This window comes from Frankia sp. Mgl5 (assembly GCF_023242985.1).
Taxonomy (GTDB): Bacteria; Actinomycetota; Actinomycetes; order Frankiales; family Frankiaceae; genus Parafrankia; species Parafrankia soli.
The window spans coordinates 34,855-52,096 of the sequence record NZ_JALKFY010000809.1; the positions used below are offsets into that span (position 1 = coordinate 34,855).

The following is a 17,242-nucleotide window of genomic DNA, read 5'->3' on the forward strand; positions in this document are numbered from 1 at the left end:
GGCACGGACGATGGGCGGGGCACGAGCGCGGGGCAGGGCACAGGTGAGAGGTGCGGCTCGGGTGAGGCGTCGGGGTCAGTGCAGTCCGCCGTCGACCCGGATGAGTGATCCGGTGGTGTAGCTCGAGGCCGGGGAGGCCAGGTAGAGCGCGGTGGTGGCGATCTCCTCCGGGTTCCCGGCGCGGCCGGCCGCGTTCTTCCACGTCCGCTTGCTCTCGTCGGGCCAGTGCTTGGAGATGTCGGTGAGGAACGGCCCCGCCGAGATGGTGTTCACCCGGACGTTGGGGGCGAACTCCAGGGCGAGCACGGTGGTCAGCGCGTTGAGTGCCGCCTTCGCGCCGGCGTACGGCCCGAACCGGGGGGACGGGAACAGCGCGCCGCTGGACGAGATGTTGATGATGGAGCCGCCGTCGCCGTCGTGCATCCGCTGCCCGATCAGCGAGCTCAGCCGGAACGGGCCCTTGAAGTTGACTCCGACCACCTTGTCGAAGAGTTCCTCGGAGGTCTGCGCCGAGGACGGCGCGAGCGGCGACATGCCGGCGTTGTTGACGAGCACGTCGACCCGGCCGAAGTGGCTGTAGGCCCGGTCGACGAGGCTGTCGCACTCCTCCCAGCGCCCGACATGGGCCGCGACCGGCAGGGCTTTCCGGCCGAGCGCCTCGACCTGCGTGGCCAGCTGCTCGCAGCTGTCGAGCTTGCGGCTGGCGATCACCACGTCGGCTCCGGCGCGGGCGAAGGCCAGCACCATCTCCCGGCCGAGGCCCCGGCTGCCGCCGGTGACCAGGACGACCTTGCCGGTCAGGTCGAACAGGCCGGCGGGTTGACCGTCGGCGCTGGTCACAGGCCGAATTCCTGGAGGACGTCCGCGTACCGCTCGCGGGCGGCGGCGCGCCGGGTCGGCAGGTGCTCGGTGGGGAAGAGACCGGGCGCCGGGCGGTAGCCCTTCAGGACCTGCTTGGCCACGGTGGCCTTGTGGACCTCGGTGGGGCCGTCGGCGAGGGCGAGCTGCGGTACGCCGGCCCACCAGGCGCCGAGCGGGGTCTCGTGGGTGGTGCCCAGCGAGCCGTGCAGGTGCAGTGCCCGCTGGATGATGTCGTGCTGTACCTGCGCCAGGGCGACCTTGCACATCGCGATGTGGGTGCGGGCCGCGCCGTGCGGCTGGGTGTCGATGATCCACGCCGTCTGCAGGACGAGCAGCCGGAACTGCTGGAGCTGGATCGCCGAGTCGGCGACGAAGCCCTGCACGAACTGGTGCTCGGCGAGGACCTTGCCCTGCGTGTGACGCGACAGCGCCCGCTCGCACAGCATGTCGAAGGCCCGCTGGCACTTGCCCACGACCCGCATGGCGTGGTGGACCCGGCCGCCGCCGAGCCGGGCCTGGGCGACCTTGAAACCCTCGCCCGGGGCGCCGAGCATGGCGTCCAGCGGGACCCGCACCTGGTTGTAGCGGATGTAGCCGTGAATGCCCTCGTCGAAGTCGTCCCGCTCGTTGATGGTGCCGACGTTGCGCAGGATCTCGATGCCGGGTGTCTCGGCGGGCACCACGAGCATGGACATCCGCCGGTGCGGGGCGGCGTCGAGGTCGGTGACCGCCATGACGATCAGGAAAGCCGCGTAGCGGGCGTTCGACGAGAACCACTTCTCGCCCTCGATGACCCATTCGTCGCCGTCCCGGATCGCCGTGCAGGCGAACTCCTTGGGGTCGGCGCCGCCCTGCGGCTCGGTCATCGAGAAGCAGGAGACGATCTCGCCGTCGAGCAGTGGCTGCAGGTAGCGCTGCTTCTGCTCCGGCGTGCCGAACATCGCGAGGATCTCGGCGTTGCCGGTGTCGGGAGCCGCCGTGCCGAAGACGGTGGGGGCCCAGTAGGAACGGCCGAGGATCTCGTTCATCAGCGCGAGCTTCATCTGGCCGAAGCCGTGGCCGCCCAGTTCCGGCCCCAGGTGACAGGCCCACAGCCCCTGCTCGCGAACCTGCGCCTGCAGCGGCTTCAGGATGGCTCGCGACGCCTTGTTGTGGACGTCGTACGGATCGCCCCCGTGCGGGAAGAGCAGGTCGAGGGGTTCGCACTCCTCGCGGACGAATCGTGCCATCCAGTCCAGCTTCTCCTGGAACTCAGGCTCGGTCGAAAAATCCCACATGCGTCGCTCCGCGGTCGGTCGAGGCTGTCGAGGCCCCGGAATGGTGAGGTCCTGGAATGGCGAGGTCCTGGAATGCAGATGAGCCGCTCCCGGCGGCTGGCGGTGCCGATGGCGGCGGGCAGGTTCGCGGCGGGTCCGGGCCGCGGGGAGGTCGCTTCAGGTGCCGAGGCGCGACCGGTCTCCGGCCGGCCGCCGGTCGGGGGCGGATCCGACCTCGACGCCGCGTGCCTGCGCCAGCAGCGTGACCACCCGCTCGTAGTGCTCGGCGGGTGCGCCGAACAGCACCTCGTCGACCTTCACCCGGCGCAGGTACAGGTGCAGGTCGTGCTCCCAGGTGAAGCCGACGCCGCCGTGCGCCTGGAGCGCTTCGCCGGCGAGTGCGCTCATCCCCTCGGCGGTGAACGCCTTGGCCGCGCTCGCTGCCAGGTCGCCGTCGTCGGCCCCGGCGTCCAGCGCCATCGCGGCGTAGTAGGTCGCGGCGCGGGCGCCCTTGACGAGCGTGAGCATGTCCGCGACCTTGTGCTTGACAGACTGGAAGCTGCCGAGCGGCCGGCCGAACTGCTCGCGCACCAGGACGTGCTCGACCGTCATCTCGAGCAGCCGTTCCCCGGCGCCGAGGGCGTCCGCGGCGGTGAGGACGCCAGCCGCGGCCACCAGCCACCCCACCTGCGCGGGCCCGCTGGCGGCGACGTGGGTCGCGGGTATCCGGATTCCGGTGAGAGCCACGTCGTACCAGCCGCGCGTCTCGTCGAGCGTGCGCCGGCGGCGGGTGCCACCGGGCGGCGTCGGCACCAGGACGGCTGCGGGACCGTCGTCCGTCGAGGCGGTCACGAGCAGCCAGTCGACGGCCGCGGCGGCCTGGACCGCCGTGACGTGGCCGTCGAGAACCAGCGCGTCGCCGTCGCGTGCCGCGCGCACCGTCCCATGGTGGGCCAGGCTGGCCCGCGCCTGGCCGTTGGCCAGCGCGGCTGCCACGGGGCCGAGCTCGGGGTGTCCGAACCGGGCTGCGGCGAGGGCCACCAGCGCGGTCTCGACGACCGGGCCGGGGGCGACCGCCCGCCCGATCTCCTCGGCGACCAGGCTCAGCTCGACGAGTCCCTGGGCCGAGCCGCCCAGCTGCTCGGGCGCCGCGAGGCCGGTCCACCCGAGCTCCACGCCGTGCTGCCACAGCTTGTCGTCGATGTCGCCGCCGGAGCCGACGAGCGAGCGCACCCGGGCAGGAGGGCAGTGGGTGGACAGCATCGTTCGAGACACCTCGCGGAGCATCGCCTGCTCCTCGGTGAGTTCGAAGTCCACTGGGCAGTCGCCCTCCTCGTCGCTGGACGCGCCGGACCGTCACGGGAGGCGGTGACGTGCGCGATATAGACAGATAATCTAATTATTAGTGGTCGCTGGCAAGGGGCCGTGGCGGCGGAGACCCACGGGATCGGTCCGGCCGCTCACGCGAGCCGGGCGATCTCGACTTCGAGGAGTTCGTCGAGCGTGTCGGCCGGTGGCGCGGGGAGCGTGACCGGGGTCTCGCGGGTCGGCAGCAGCACGACGGCCGTCCCGGGAGTCGTCGTCTCACCGCGCTGGTTCTGGCAGCTCAGCTCGAGGTGCACCTCGTTGCGGCCGGCCACCTGCACCTTGTCGACGACCCGCCCACGCACCCAGGTGGTGTCGCCGACGTAGTTGAACCGGCGGTGCTCGCAGCGCAGCCGGAACAGCCAGCCGTCGTCGCCCATCCAGTCGGTCAGCGCGTGGGTCAGCCAGGTCTCCCGCATGGCGCCGTAGTCGTAGCTCATCGGCAGCCCGAGCTCGGCGGCGCGCTCGGGCTCCCAGTGCAGTCGCTGCACCGTGTCCGGGATGTTGCGGGAGTTCGGGGGATAAAGCCCCGGTGCCTTCCTGCGGATCCTGCGCGAGATCCCGAACGCGCCGGGCGGGGTGAGCTGCATGCCCCAGCCGACGTGCCAGACGACGACGTCGGTGACGACGAGCGGGCCCTTTACCCGCGGCTGGATCTCCTCGCCGATCTCGACGTCCTCGAAATAGCGGGTCACGGCGCCGCGACGGGTCTCGCGGTCGTAGGCCGCGTCGATCTCGGCGAGCTGGGAGTCGGAGTAGGGCGAGAAGTCGACCGGCGGCTTGGCCGACGACCGCTGCCGGCTGGTGTGGCGTTCGGCGTTGATCCAGGTACCCCGCTGGACGGCCACGATCTCACCCGCGCCGTTGGCGAACAGGAAGTCGTTGGTCACGTGCGCCGACCGCCCCCCGAAGCTGCTCAGCTTGTCCTGGACGCCGACCTGCGCCCGGATCATCCGGCACCGGTCGCCGGCCCGCAGCGGCCGGTAGTACTCGAACTCCATGGCCGCCTGGTACGAACCCAGGCCGGCGAAGGGGTCGCCCTTCAGCAGCTGCTTCTGCTCCGGCGTCGGGTCCGGCGCGGCGTTCTCGCCCATGCAGTAGAGGAAGTTCGGGGGAGCGATCAGCCCGCCCCAGCGGGTGGTGCGGCCGTAGTCGCGCTCGCAGTAAAGCGGATTGTCGTCGCCGTAGCCGTAGGCGAAATGACGGGTGGCGTCGACGTGCACCTCGGTGATGTGCGGCGGGCGCAGGCGCTGCGGGACCCCGGTCCGTCGCCGCGCCCGTTCGAACGCCTCGTCGGTGAGGACGCCGTAGGCCGAGGTCTGCTGTGTGGTCATACCCGTTCTCCTCTTCTCCCGTCGCGTCGGTCGAGTCCTCGAGCTCCCGCGCCCGTCGCGCCCGTCGAGGTGCGCGGCGTCGTCGCGGCCGCCGTGGTGTCCCCGGCGCGCGTGTCAGGTCGCGGTGGGCCGGCGGGCGAAGATCTGTTCCCGGACGAGGGCGCGGCTCACCTTCAGCGACGGGGTACGCGGCAGCGCGTCGACGATCGCGAGGTCGACCGGCCGCTGGTAGCGCGTCAACCGGGCCGAGAGGAACTCCATCAGCTCCGCCTCCGTCGCGGGCGAGCTCAGCGTGACCGCGACCACCGGGACCTCGCCCAGCCGCGGGTCGGCGATCCCCACGGCCGAGGCCTCGTCGACCGCCGGATGCTGGGCCAGGGCCTCCTCGATCACGCTCGGCGGGATCTTGAAGCCGCCGCGGCTGATCGCGTCGTCGGCCCGGCCGTGGATGAACAGGAAGCCGTCGTCGTCGATCGAGGCCAGGTCGGTGGTGCGGATCCATGCACCACCGTCGTCGGACAGCTGTCCCCCGCGCGCCTCGAGCAGCCCGACCGCGCCCGGCGCGAGAACCGTCGCGCTGTCGCGATCCACCACCCGCAGGTCGATGCCGTCGTACGCGCGCCCGACGCTGCCTCGCTTGCGAGTGCCCCATTCCCGCTTGTCGTCGATGGTCCAGCCGGCGATCGCGCCGGCGAACTCGGTGGCGCCGTAGGTGCCGAGGACCGGGACCCCGTAGCGGTCTTCGAAGGCGTCGGCGAGTTCGGCGGGCAGGGGCGCGGTCCCCGAACCGACGGCGAAGACGTTCTCGAAGACGTCCCGAGGCAGGTCGGCGTTGAGCACCATGCGTATGGCGGTCGGGGCGAGGCGGACATAGCCCGGCCGGTGGCGGCGGACGAGCTCGGCCCAGGCCTGGACCTCGAACTTCTCGAGCAGGGCGATGCCCCTGCCCTCCATCGCGTGGGCGATCGCGAAGTAGAGGCCGCTGATGTGGGCGAGCGAAGCCCAGAGGATGGCGGTCCGCCGGTGCAGGCGAAGCTCCCGGCCCTCGTCGACGGGGGTTCCCGCGGCGCGGAACGCCGCGGCCATCCGCTGGTAGGTGAGCTCGACGCGCTTGGGCCGGCCGGTGGTGCCGCTGGTCATCATGAGGACGGCGACGTCGGCGGCGGGCTTGTACGCGGGGGACGATGGGGCCGGCATCGGGTGCCGGACGAACGCCCGGCCGGGACCGGTGCACAGCGCGATCGCGCCGACAGCCGCCGTGGCCTCGACCATCGCGGCGCGGGCCCAGTCCTCCTCGTCGGCGACCACCACGTCGGGTGCCAGATCGACGATGTCCTCGGCCAGGCCGGTGTCCCCGAGGTGCGGGCTCAACGTCACGACCGTCCGGCCGGTGGCGATGGTGGCGATCACGGAGCACAGCTGGCCGGGACGGTTGCGCAGCACGATCCCGATCTGCCGGGCCCGCGGGTACTCGGCCAGCAGCGCGTCCAGATCGGTGATGGCGTCGGCGTAGTAGGACCAGGGAAAGGTGCGGTCACCGAAGGTCAGCGCGGTCGCGGCGGGGTCGAGCGCCAGCACGCCGAAGATCCGCCGGGCGATCAGGCTGCGGGCGCTGTCCCCGACGGACGACGCCGAGTCATGCGTGCTCATGCGGGCCTTTCCGGATGGTCGATTCCGTGGCGAGCGGGCGGTACCGCGCCATGACCGAGGCGGTCCAATCCGTTCACCGTGCACTATAGGTGCAATAAGATAACTGATAGGTCGGTTGCCGGCGAGCGTCCGCCGTCACCCGGCCGCCCTCGGTGATCTTGTGGTGGCGGTGCGGGCCTCGAGGGCGGCCACGTTGACAGGCGGAGAGCCGCCTCCTAGCTTGTTCTCTCAGCAGAATAATGTTCAAGGTAGTGAACTCGATGAAGGGGGTTGCCGTGCGGGACGCCGTCATCGTCGAAGCGGTACGGACGCCGATCGGTCGGCGCAACGGCACGCTGCGAGGCGTTCACCCGGTCGATCTGGCCTCGGACGTGCTCCGGACGCTCACCGAGCGCGCACAGGTCGCACCCGAGCTCGTCGACGACGTCATCTTCGGGTGCGTCACCCAGATCGGTGATCAGTCGACGAACGTCGCCCGCCTGGCCGTGCTGGCCGCCGGCTGGCCGGAAGGCATTCCCGGCGTGACGCTGGACCGGGCCTGCGGCTCGAGTCAGCAGGCGCTCCACTTCGCCGCGGCCGGGGTGATGGCGGGCCAGTACGACCTCGTCGTCGCCGGCGGCGTCGAGTCGATGAGCCGGGTGCCGCTGGGCTCGGCCCGGGCCGTCGGCGAGCCGTTCGGCCCCCGGGTGCGCGCGCGCTACCAGCGGGACAGCTTCAGCCAGGGTCTCGGCGCCGAGGAGATCGCGCACCGGTGGGGCCTGTCCCGGACCCGGCTCGACGAGTTCGCCCTGGAGTCGCACCACCGCGCGATGGCGGCCGCCGACTCGGGCGCGTTCGACGCGCAGCTCGTTCCCGTCGAGGGACCGGACGGCGTCCTCACCGCCGACGAGGGGGTGCGGCGGGAGACGACGCTCGAGAAGCTCGGTGCGCTGAAGCCCGCGTTCCGCGAGGACGGGGTGATCCACGCGGGCAACAGTTCCCAGATCTCCGACGGCAGCGCGGCACTACTGATCACGACCAGCGAACGGGCGGCCGAGCTGGGCCTGCGACCGCTCGCGCGCTTCCACGCCGGTACGGTCGCCGGTGACGATCCGGTGATCATGTTGACCGCTCCGATCCCCGCGACGGAGAAGGTCCTGAAGCGGGCGGGGCTCACGATCGCCGACATCGGCGTGTACGAGGTGAACGAGGCGTTCGCGAGCGTCCCGCTCGCCTGGGAGATCGAGACGGGCGCCGCCCACGCCCGGCTGAACCCGCTCGGCGGCGCGATCGCGGTCGGCCACCCGCTCGGTGCCTCGGGCGCGATCCTGATGACCCGGATGGTCCATCACATGCGCGACCACGGCATCCGCTACGGCCTGCAGACCATGTGCGAGGCCGGCGGCATGGCCAACGCGACCGTCATCGAGCTGATCGATGCCTGACGCCGGGCCAGACCCGGGCCGCGGCATCGACGGTTTCTCCCGCCCGTCGCCCCGAGGAGCGTCATGAACCTGAAGTCCGTCCCGGCATTCGTCACCGGCGGCTCGTCCGGCCTGGGCCTCGCGACCGCGCGACGCCTGGCCGCCGCGGGAGCGGAGGTCGCGATCGCCGATCTCAACCCGCCGGGAGAGGACGTCCTCGCCGCGCTCGGTGACCGGGCCGTGTACATCGAGACCGACGTCGCCGACGAGGCCTCGGTGAACCACGCCCTGGACGTGGCCCAGCAGGCGCACGGCACCCTGCGCGCGGTCGTGCACTGCGCCGGCCGCGGCGGAGACCGCGTCCGCATCCTCGACCGGGACGACCGGCCGGGTGCCCTGGACACCTTCGCCGAGGTCGTGCGGGTGAACCTGATCGGCACCTACAACGTGCTGCGCCTGGCGGCCGCGCGGATCGCCGCGGGCGAGCTCGTCGACGGCGAGCGTGGCGCCGTCGTGCTGACGGCCTCGGTCGCCGCGTTCGACGGCCAGATCGGGCAGACGTCCTACACCGCGTCGAAGGCGGGTGTGCACGGGATCACGCTCGTGGCCGCGCGCGACCTGGCCAGCCGGCAGATCCGCGTCAACACGATCGCGCCCGGCGTCTTCGACACCCCGATGCTGGCCCGGCTGCGCGCGGACATCCGCGAGGCGCTCGAGCGCACCGTGCCCCATCCCAGTCGGCTCGGCTCACCCGAGGACTACGCCCACATGGCGATCAGCCTGCTCGAGAACCCGTATGTGAACGGCGAGACCGTCCGGCTGGACGGGGCCATCCGGATGGCCCCTCGCTGAACCGTCCCGTCCGCCGGCCGCCGGCGAAACCCGCCTGAACGTCCGTCCGAAACGGGTCCGGCGGCCGGCGCGCCGGCCGGGTCAGGAGAACAGCTCGACGACGGACTTGTTCCTGAGGTCGTCCTTGAGTAGGTACTGGGCTGCGGCCTCCATGTGCGAGCGCCAGTGCCGCTCCGCCATGTCGGCGTTCCGGTTCCGGATCAGGCTGATGAACCTCTCGTACGAGCGGATCACCCGCTGGAAGCGCTCCGGCGTGTCGTTCTCGTCGTAGCGCTGGACCCGCGTGCGGATGTGCGTCGCCACGATGTCCTGCAGGACCGCGCCCTGGACCGCCAGGGTTCTGTTGCCCGAGCGCTGCAGGATCAGTTCGTGGAAGCGGTAGGTCAGCGACGACCAGACGTCGGGGTCCGGCACGAACGTCCCGTGCTTGGCGACCTCGGCCTTCAGCGCCTCGACCACCTCGGTCAGATCGGCGATGTCCTGGTCCTCGCGCCGCTGCGCGAGCAGCCGCGCACAGGCGGGCTCGGAGACCATCCGGGCCTGGTAGACGTCGTCGATCGTCGTCCCCTGGATCTGCAGCTGCAGCCCGACGGCTCGGGCGGCGACCGAGAGGTCCGGCGTGGTCACCTGCGCCCCGCCGCGGCTGCCCCGGCGGACACTGATGAGCGACTCGGCCTCGAGGATGCGGAACGCCTCGCGCAAGGTCGGCCGCGACACACCGAACTGCTCCATCAGCTGGGTCTCGGGTGGCAGAGTCTGCCCGGTCCGCAACTCGCCCCGCACCACCTGACCTCGCAGATGAGTCGCAATGATCTCGGCGGTCTTCGGGGCGCGCACGATCATGCCGACCTGCGCAGTCGAGCTTCTCAAGCCGCTCACGCACGCTCCAAATCGTCAGCTAGGTATGAATAGAGTAGCTGGTGTTCTGATTGGTGTCAGATTCGTACCGTACTGCTCCCCCTGCAGATGGTGATGTAGTAAACTTGTTAAGCTAAGTTAGCGCTAATGATAGCGTGGGTAGCGCCCGAGCCCCGCGCGGGGGCGTGGTGGCCGCCTCGTACTGTGCCCGTGGCGACGGCTTCGACGCGGAGATCGACGAGACGATGACGACTGCCCCGCCGCCGTTCATCTGCATGTGCGGGACGGCGGTGCGGATCGCCCGGACGGCGTGTCCGATGCCGCGCTGCTTCACTGGCTGCTTCGCGCGCTGACCAGATCCTCGCCGAGGCGGCTGCGGGTCTCGGATCCGCGGGCGGTGTCCGATCCGGCGGTAATGTCGGGCCCGCCCACACGGTCCGACCTGGTGCGGAGGTCGTCCCGCAGCCGGGCGAGCGTGCGCGCCATCGCCTTCGGGGTGCTGGTGGTGCGGCCGCTGAGCCGCTCGAACACCATGACGGGCGCCGCGCCGGAGAGCTCGAACGTCTGGCGGAGCCGGGTGCCGGCGGCGGTCGGGGTCAGCTCGAAGCGCCACAGCGTGCTGTCCGGCCTGGTACCGGTACGCACGGTGCGGTACGCGAAGGCCACGCCCGGCTCGGCGGTGACGATCTCGCACTCCCGGCTCCAGTGGGCGCCCCGGAAACGGTTCCAGCCGCGGAAGCGGGCGCCCGGCAGCGGCGCGGCCGCGCCGTCGAGCCACGCGCAGCGGTAGCACTCCGGGCTGTGGCGCGCCATCCGGATGACGTCCGCGATCGCCTCGTACACCTGCTCCGGGGTGGCCTCGATGACGATCTCGGCCTGCCCTCGCAGGGTGACCGGTCCTGGGCTCGCGGCGGTGACGCCGTAGGCGGCGCGGACGCGGCGCTGGTAGCCACGGCGGGTGAGGGTGAGCAGCACCGGGAACGCCGGCCCGAGCTGGGCGGCGGTCTCGGCCATCCGGATCGGGTCGGCCGCGTCGAGCCACGGCAGCACGAAGCCGAGCCGGATCTTGCTCCCGCGCTGCATCCGCTTCTCCATGGCGGCCAGTTCGTCGTCCGGTACCCGCTCGCGCAGGATCGGCACGACGATGGACTCCTCGACGGCAAGGTGCTCGTCCATCAGGGTGAACAGTGCAGTCGCGGCCGCGGCGAACTCGGCGGCGGCACCGGCCGGGCCCTCGGTCGGGCCCTCGGTCGGGCCCCCAGCTGTGGCCCGGTCGGAGGTGTCGTCCGACGCGCCGGTGGTGGCGGTCGCTGCCAGCCGGGCGAGTGCCGTGCGGACCCGTTCCATCAGCGGGTCCAGTGCGTCGTGGTCACCGGCGAGCCCGTCCAGGACGTCGAGCCCGTCCACGCGGTCGAAGGGGTCGGCGAACCGTCGCAGCAGCGGCCACAGGTGCGTGTCCTCGCCGACATGGTGGTGATGGATCACGTTGACGACCTCGTCGAGGTGCGTCCGCAGCGCGGTGAGCTGGACCGGTCCGGCGTAGCGGCGGCCGGCGGCCAGCTGCGCGGCGAAGTCGGCCAGACGGCGCGTCTCCGCGCGGATGCCCTCGTGAATCAGCAGGTAGGCGGTGGCGCTGGCCATCGGAGGTGCTCCCTTCCCTATGATCGATGCAGCGTGACAGTATTGGACCCAGTAGGGCTGGAGTTAAATTGGTCGGCAAGGCGACCCGCGCCTACCACTCGCCGCTGCGGGCCGCCCAGGCCCAGGCCACCCGCGCGGCGATCCTGGACGCCGCGGTCGTGGTCTTCGGTGAGCACGGCTACGCCGGGACCACGATGCGTGCCATCGCGGCTGAGGCCGGCGTCGCGGTCGAGTCGGTCTACGCACTGGCGGGCAAGGCACACCTGCTGGAGCTGGCGTTGGAACGCGCGGTGACCGGGGGAGGGGACGCCGACCGCGCGGACCTTCCCCTCGCCGAGCGGACCGGCTTCCGGGCGGCGCTGGACGCGCCCGACCAGCGTGAACAACTACGCCTGTTCGGACTGATGAGCATCGGCCCAGCCCGCCGTGTGGCGGCGATCAGCCGGGCGTTCATGCAGGCCAGCGTGGTCGACGAGGCTCTCGGGAGGCGTTGGCGGGAGCAGGAGGAACGGCGCTGCGCCGACATGCGGACGTTCGTCGCCGCGGTGGCGGCCCGGGGGCCGCTGCGGCCCGGGCTGACCGTCGACACCGCCGCCCGCGACGTCTGGTCGACTCTCAACTGGTACACCACCTGGCTCCTGCTGGAGGAACGCCGCCTCGACGACCGTGCCTTCGCCCACTGGGTCGAGCACACCCTCGCGGCGCTGCTCCTGCCCGGCTGACGCGGCCTGCCCGGCCACGATCTGACGTGGCGCTCGCCGTCGTGGTCGCTGTGCTCGCGTCGCGGAGCGGCGGGGACTCGGGCGCGCGGGCCGCCGCCCCCGCGGTGACGGCGAGCCCCACCGCGAGCGGGCCCCCCGCGTCGCGGACATCTACCAGTGGGTCGGCCCTCGGTGGCGGCGGTGACGGTACCGGCGCGGGCCGCGGGCCGCGGGCCAGCGGCTCGTTGCTTCGCCCATGATTGCGGGCAGGCTAGGGAAGTGAACTGTTTGTGGCGTGGCACGGGGGTGCGGGCATGGTGGCCAGACAGGTGACCCCAGGCCGGGATCCTCCGATGGCAGCGGCGTCACAAGTGGTGCTGCACGCGACGGATCAGACCCGGATCAGCCGGCTGGTGCTGCCGAGCGGTTGCGTGATCCGGAAGGAGCCGCTGGGCCCGGACGCGCAGCGCCGGGTGCGCCATGAGGTCGAAATCCTCGAACGGCTGGCGGGAGTCGAGGGTGTCGTGCACCTGGCCGCCGGGGCGGCGCAGTGCGCGGGATCGATCCTGCTGGCCGATGTCGGCGGCACGGCGCTGTCCCGGCGGGAGACCCCGCTGGAGCCGGTCGAGCTGATCGATCTTGCCGTGTCGCTGGCGTACGCGGTCGCGGGGATGCACCGCCGGGGGGTGGTGCACCGGGACCTCTGCCCGGCGAACATCGTGGTGAGCGAGGACAGCGGGGCGCCCTACCTGATCGACTTCGCGCTCGCCACGACCTTCTCGGTGGTCCAGCCGGAGTTCGCCCATCACGGGGCCGCGGTCGGGACCGTGCCGTACCTGGCACCGGAGCAGACCGGGCGGACCGGTCGTCCGGTCGACCGGCGGGCCGACCTGTACGCGCTGGGAGCCAGCCTGTACGAGCTGGCCACCGGCGCGCCGCCGTTCGGTACGGAGGACCCGATCAGGATCATTCATGATCATCTCGCTCGGGTTCCGGACCCGCCAGGGGCGGTCGAGCCGTCCGTGCCCCCCGTACTGTCCGAGATCATCATGCATCTGCTGGAGAAGGAGCCTGATGATCGCTACCAGACCGCCGAGGGGCTGGCGCACGACCTCACGCGGGTACGCCGCGGCGTGGCGGTGCGCCCCGGCGAGCACGATCTCCCGACGCGGCCGCTGGCGCCCTCCCGGCTGTGCGGGCGGGACCGGGACCTTGACCAGCTCGACGCGGCGTTCGCCGAGGCCGTCACCGGGAAATCCCGCGGGGTCCTCGTCGCGGGCGCGCCGGGTGTGGGCAAGACATCCCTGGTCAACGCGCTGCGGCCGATCGCTGCTGGCGTCGACGGCTGGTTTGTGGCGGGCAAGTTCGACCAGTACCGCCGCGACCAGGAGTATGACGGAGTCCGACAGGGGCTGCGGGCGCTGGGCCGGCTGTTGCTGGCCGAGCCCGAGGACTACCTGGCCGAGGTGCGGGAGCGGATGCTGCGGGGCCTGGGCCCCAACGCAGGCCTGCTGACGGCCACCGTGCCGGAGCTGGCGACACTGCTGAAGGTTCCGCCGGAGCCGGGCGATCCGATGACCGCCCAGGCGCGGCTGTCACGCACACCGGTCGAGGTGCTGCGCGCCGTGGTCTCCCCGGCGCGGCCGGTGGTGTTCTTCGTCGACGATCTGCAGTGGGCTGGGCGCACCCCCCTGGGCTTCGTCGACCTGGTCTTCACCGGCGAGGAGCAGATCGCCGGACTGCTGCTGGTCGCCGCCTACCGCGAGAGTGACGTCGACGCCGCGCATCCGCTGGCCCCGATGCTGGCCCGCTGGTCCGACCGGACGGCCGGCCCGCACCAGCTGCGCCTGGGCAGCCTGCCGGCAGCGGGACAGGCGGCCATGGTCGCCGACATGCTGCACCTGGCTCCGGAGCCCGCCGCCCGGCTGGCGCGGGCGATCGCGCCGTCCACCGGCGGCAATCCGTACGACGTTGTGGAACTGCTCAACTCGCTGCGGCGCGAGGGCGTCCTGACACCGGGCGCGGGAGGCTGGCGATGGGACGGGAAGGTGCTGCGCCGCCGGCTCGACCGGGTGGAGGTGACCGCGCTCCTGGCCGCCCGGATGGCCGCGCTGCCGTCCGAGAGCGCCGAGCTGCTGGCGGTGATGGCGAGCCTGGCGGGCCAGGTAGATCTTGATCTTCTCGCGGCCGCGACAGGCCTGCCGCCGGGCGAGCTCGAGCGGCGGCTCGCGCCCGCCTTCAGCGACGGCCTGCTGGTGCTGCAGTGCGACGAGCGACCCGGTGTCCGGTTCAACCACGACCGGACGCGCGAGACCGTGTTGGGTGGCAGCCCGGCGGAGGAGCAGCGCGCACGCCGGCTGCGGCTGGCGCGGCGGCTGGCCGGCCGGCCGGAGTTCTTCGCCGTGGCTGCCGAGCAGTACCTGCACGTCGTGGACATGGTGCGCAGCACCGGTGAGCGGCGCAGCGTGGTCGCGCTTTTTCGTCGCGCCGCCGAAGAAGCGAGAGTACTGAGCAACTATCCGCTGGTGGAGAGGTCGCTGAGCGCGGCGGTCGGGCTTGTCGACCCGACCGACACCGACATGTTGATCGCCGTCCACACCGACCGGCATGCCGCTCTGTACTGCCTCGGCCGGCTGGACGACGCGGACGACACCTACCGGACCATCGACCGGTTGTGCACCCGGCCGACCCAGCTCACGTCCGCCACGATGGTTCAGGTCATCAGTCTCACCAACCGGGGCCGCGCCGGCGAGGCGATGCGGCTCGGCCTCGGCCAGCTGCGGCGTCTCGGCATGTCGGTTCCGGAGGAGAACGCGCTCGACGAGGAGATCGACCGCGGACTCGACGAACTTCGTCGGTGGATCGACACCACCGGCGAGTCCGATGATCTGCGCAAACCGGAGATCACCGACCAGTCCCGCCTAAGCACCATCAGGCTCGTCAACCGGGTCATGGTCGCGGCGTTCTTCTACGACCACACGGTGATGGCCTGGCTGGCCATCAGAACTCTGCAGATGTGGGAACGCTACGGCCCGGATCGTGCCCTGGTGGGCCCGGCCAGCCACATCCCGATCGTGACCATTGTGCGCAGGGGTGACTACCACACCGGGCCACGCGTCCTGCGACGGATCCTCGCGGTTGCGCGGGCTCGCAGCTATGAGCCTGACGTGTGGCAGGCACTCTTCATCTACGTGATCACCTGTGGCCACTGGTTCGAGCCTCTGGAGGACAACCTCCCCGACGGCCGTCGTGCGCTGGAGGGCCTTCTGCTGGGCGGCGACCTGCAGAACGCGTGCTGGACCCACTACGCGCTGGTGTGCGACCTGTTGGACTGCGCTCCGTCGCTCGACGTCTTCGCCACGGCGGTCGAGGAGGCACTCGCCTTCGCCCTGCGCACCGGAAACGGGCACGCCGAAGCAACCTTCCGGTCCTACCTCTGGATGGTGCGGGCGCTACGGGAACCCGTCGAGCTGGCCGGTGGCGACGCGGCCGAGCTGAGCCTGCTGGCGGCCGACCCGTTCTCCCTCGCCAACCAGCATGTGGCCCGGGCTCTCGCCGCGGCGGTTCTCGACCAACCGGCCGATGCGGCGCGGCATGCCGCGGCCGTGATGCCCTGCGGGGCCGCGATCGGGACGAACTATCCCATGGCGGTGGCGCGGGTGCTGCTCGCGATGACGCTGGCGGCACGGGCGCGGGCCGCCGGAGCGGATCAGCGCGACGCCGTGCTGGACGAGCTCGACGAGCTGATCGAGTGGTTGGCCGCGCGCGCGGCAGACGCACCGAGCAACTTCCTGCATCTGCTGCGCCTGGTGGAGGCGGAACGGGCGTGGGCCGTCGGGGACTTCCACGAGGCGGCGTACACGTTCGACGTGGCGCTGCGCGAGGCGTCAGCCCGGATGCGCCCATGGCACCGGGCGTTCACTCTGGAACGCGCCGCACGCTTCTACCTGTCACACAGCATGGAGGCGGCCGGCCTCGCGTTCCTGCGGGCTGCCCGGGGCCAGTACCTGGAATGGGGCGCGACGGCGAAGGTCAGCCAACTCGACTGGGCCTACCCGGCGCTGCGGACCGCCGCGATGGCCGCGCCCGCGGGGCCGATCGTTCTCCCGCAGGCGGAGCAGTCCGGGCGCCGCTCGACCGTGGCGACCGGCACTGTCGACCTGCTCGCCGTGGTCGCCGCATCCCAGGCGCTCAGCTCCGAGACCAGCGTGGACGGCCTGCAGGCGAAAGTGGTGGGAATACTCTCCGAAATGACCGGCGCCACCAGCGTCCACCTCCTGCTGCGAGAAAAGGAGCAGGACCGATGGCTGGTACTCACCGGAGCCGGCGGCACCGTTTCGCTCCAGGAAGCCGGCCGGCGGCGCCTGCTGCCGGTCTCGGTCATCCGCTACGCCACCCGCACCCACGAACCCGTCGTCGTCGCCAACGCCACCCGGGACGACCGCTTTCACCGCGACCCCTACTTCGCCGGACTCAACCGCTGCTCGCTGCTCGCCGTCCCCGTCATGACCCGGGGCAGCCTGCGGGCGATGCTTCTGCTGGAGAACCGGATGATCCGCGGCGCGTTCTCCACCGAACGCCTCGAAGGCATGATGATCATCACGGGGCAGCTCGCGGTCTCGCTCGACAACGCCCTGATCTACGCGTCGCTGGAACGCAAGGTCGCCGAGCGAACCAGGCAGCTGGCCGCCACGAACAGGCAGCTTGCCGCGGCGAACCACCAGCTCGAACAGCTTTCGATCACCGACCCGCTCACCGGGCTGGCCAACCGGCGGCGTCTTGAGGAGGTACTGGCCGTCGAGTGGGAACGGGCCCGGCAGCACGCCGGGCCGATTGCGCTCGCCATGGTCGACATCGACCACTTCAAGCTCTACAACGACCATTTCGGGCACGCCGCCGGTGACCGGTGCCTGCAGCGGGTAGCCGCATGCCTCGCCGGGAACATCGGCGACACCCTGCTCGCCGCCCGCTACGGGGGAGAGGAGTTCACCGTCGTGATGCCCGACACCGACCTGGGCACCGGTGCCCAGGTCGCCCGGCATCTGTGCCGTGCCGTCGAGGACCTGGCCGAACCACACCCGCTGACGGCCGAGCGCATCATCACCGTCAGCATCGGCGTCACCGCGACAGTCCCCGCCGCCGCCGCGGCCTCCGACGCGGCGACGGGCGACGGCATGGTCGCCTTTGTCAAGGCCGCGGACACCGCGTTGTACCGGGCGAAACACAGTGGACGTAACCAGGTGGAGACCGCGGTGCGTTGACGCTCGCCGCGGCCGGCGTCGCTCGTCGTATTATCCGGATTTGTGTCCAGCAATGTGGAA

General features: G+C 71.6%; 12 protein-coding genes. 5 read left to right on the forward strand and 7 right to left on the reverse strand.

The annotated features are described in order from the left end of the window. Positions 1-75: 75 nt before the first annotated feature. From MXD62_RS30585 to MXD62_RS30605, 5 genes are all read right to left on the reverse strand, one after another. Positions 76-840, reverse strand: coding sequence for an SDR family NAD(P)-dependent oxidoreductase (locus tag MXD62_RS30585; protein WP_248832841.1), 765 nt, complete (start codon positions 838-840; stop codon positions 76-78). After that, positions 837-2,138, reverse strand: a complete 1,302-nt coding sequence (locus tag MXD62_RS30590; RefSeq protein WP_248832842.1) for an acyl-CoA dehydrogenase family protein — start codon at positions 2,136-2,138, stop codon at positions 837-839. The genes MXD62_RS30585 and MXD62_RS30590 overlap by 4 nt, the downstream gene beginning before the upstream one ends. 156 nt (positions 2,139-2,294) lie before the next feature. Then, the gene (locus MXD62_RS30595) at positions 2,295-3,434 is read right to left on the reverse strand and encodes an acyl-CoA dehydrogenase family protein (protein WP_248832843.1); all 1,140 of its coding nucleotides are present in this window, start codon (positions 3,432-3,434) and stop codon (positions 2,295-2,297) included. 143 nt (positions 3,435-3,577) lie between these two features. Next, complete coding sequence (locus MXD62_RS30600; protein ID WP_248832844.1) at positions 3,578-4,816, reverse strand: MaoC family dehydratase N-terminal domain-containing protein; 1,239 nt, start codon at positions 4,814-4,816, stop codon at positions 3,578-3,580. A gap of 114 nt (positions 4,817-4,930) precedes the next feature. After that, positions 4,931-6,466, reverse strand: coding sequence for a class I adenylate-forming enzyme family protein (locus MXD62_RS30605; RefSeq protein WP_248832845.1), 1,536 nt, complete (start codon positions 6,464-6,466; stop codon positions 4,931-4,933). A 275-nt stretch (positions 6,467-6,741) separates the two neighbouring features. On the opposite strand from MXD62_RS30605, the gene MXD62_RS30610 reads away from it, so the two are divergent. Together MXD62_RS30610 and MXD62_RS30615 are read left to right on the forward strand one after the other, a co-directional pair. Then, positions 6,742-7,890, forward strand: coding sequence for an acetyl-CoA C-acyltransferase (locus MXD62_RS30610; RefSeq protein ID WP_368862471.1), 1,149 nt, complete (start codon positions 6,742-6,744; stop codon positions 7,888-7,890). Positions 7,891-7,953: 63 nt separating this feature from the next. After that, positions 7,954-8,721, forward strand: coding sequence for an SDR family NAD(P)-dependent oxidoreductase (locus MXD62_RS30615; protein WP_248832847.1), 768 nt, complete (start codon positions 7,954-7,956; stop codon positions 8,719-8,721). Between the two features lie 81 nt (positions 8,722-8,802). On the opposite strand, the gene MXD62_RS30620 is transcribed toward MXD62_RS30615, so the two are convergent. After that, positions 8,803-9,600, reverse strand: coding sequence for a FadR/GntR family transcriptional regulator (locus MXD62_RS30620; RefSeq protein WP_112106175.1), 798 nt, complete (start codon positions 9,598-9,600; stop codon positions 8,803-8,805). Between the two features lie 134 nt (positions 9,601-9,734). On the opposite strand from MXD62_RS30620, the gene MXD62_RS30625 reads away from it, so the two are divergent. After that, entirely contained in the window at positions 9,735-9,932 is a 198-nt protein-coding gene (locus MXD62_RS30625) for a hypothetical protein (RefSeq protein WP_248832848.1), read from the forward strand. On the opposite strand, the gene MXD62_RS30630 is transcribed toward MXD62_RS30625, so the two are convergent. Then, entirely contained in the window at positions 9,910-11,220 is a 1,311-nt protein-coding gene (locus tag MXD62_RS30630; protein WP_248832849.1) for an SRPBCC family protein, read from the reverse strand. The genes MXD62_RS30625 and MXD62_RS30630 overlap by 23 nt on opposite strands. A 68-nt stretch (positions 11,221-11,288) precedes the next feature. Between MXD62_RS30630 and MXD62_RS30635 the strand changes: the two genes are divergently transcribed. Further along, positions 11,289-11,942 carry a TetR/AcrR family transcriptional regulator gene (locus MXD62_RS30635; protein WP_248832850.1) on the forward strand — a complete coding sequence of 218 codons (654 nt, stop codon included), beginning with the start codon at positions 11,289-11,291 and terminating at the stop codon, positions 11,940-11,942. 293 nt (positions 11,943-12,235) lie between these two features. Continuing rightward, the gene (locus MXD62_RS30640; RefSeq protein WP_248832851.1) at positions 12,236-17,182 is read left to right on the forward strand and encodes a diguanylate cyclase; all 4,947 of its coding nucleotides are present in this window, start codon (positions 12,236-12,238) and stop codon (positions 17,180-17,182) included. Positions 17,183-17,242: the final 60 nt, after the last annotated feature.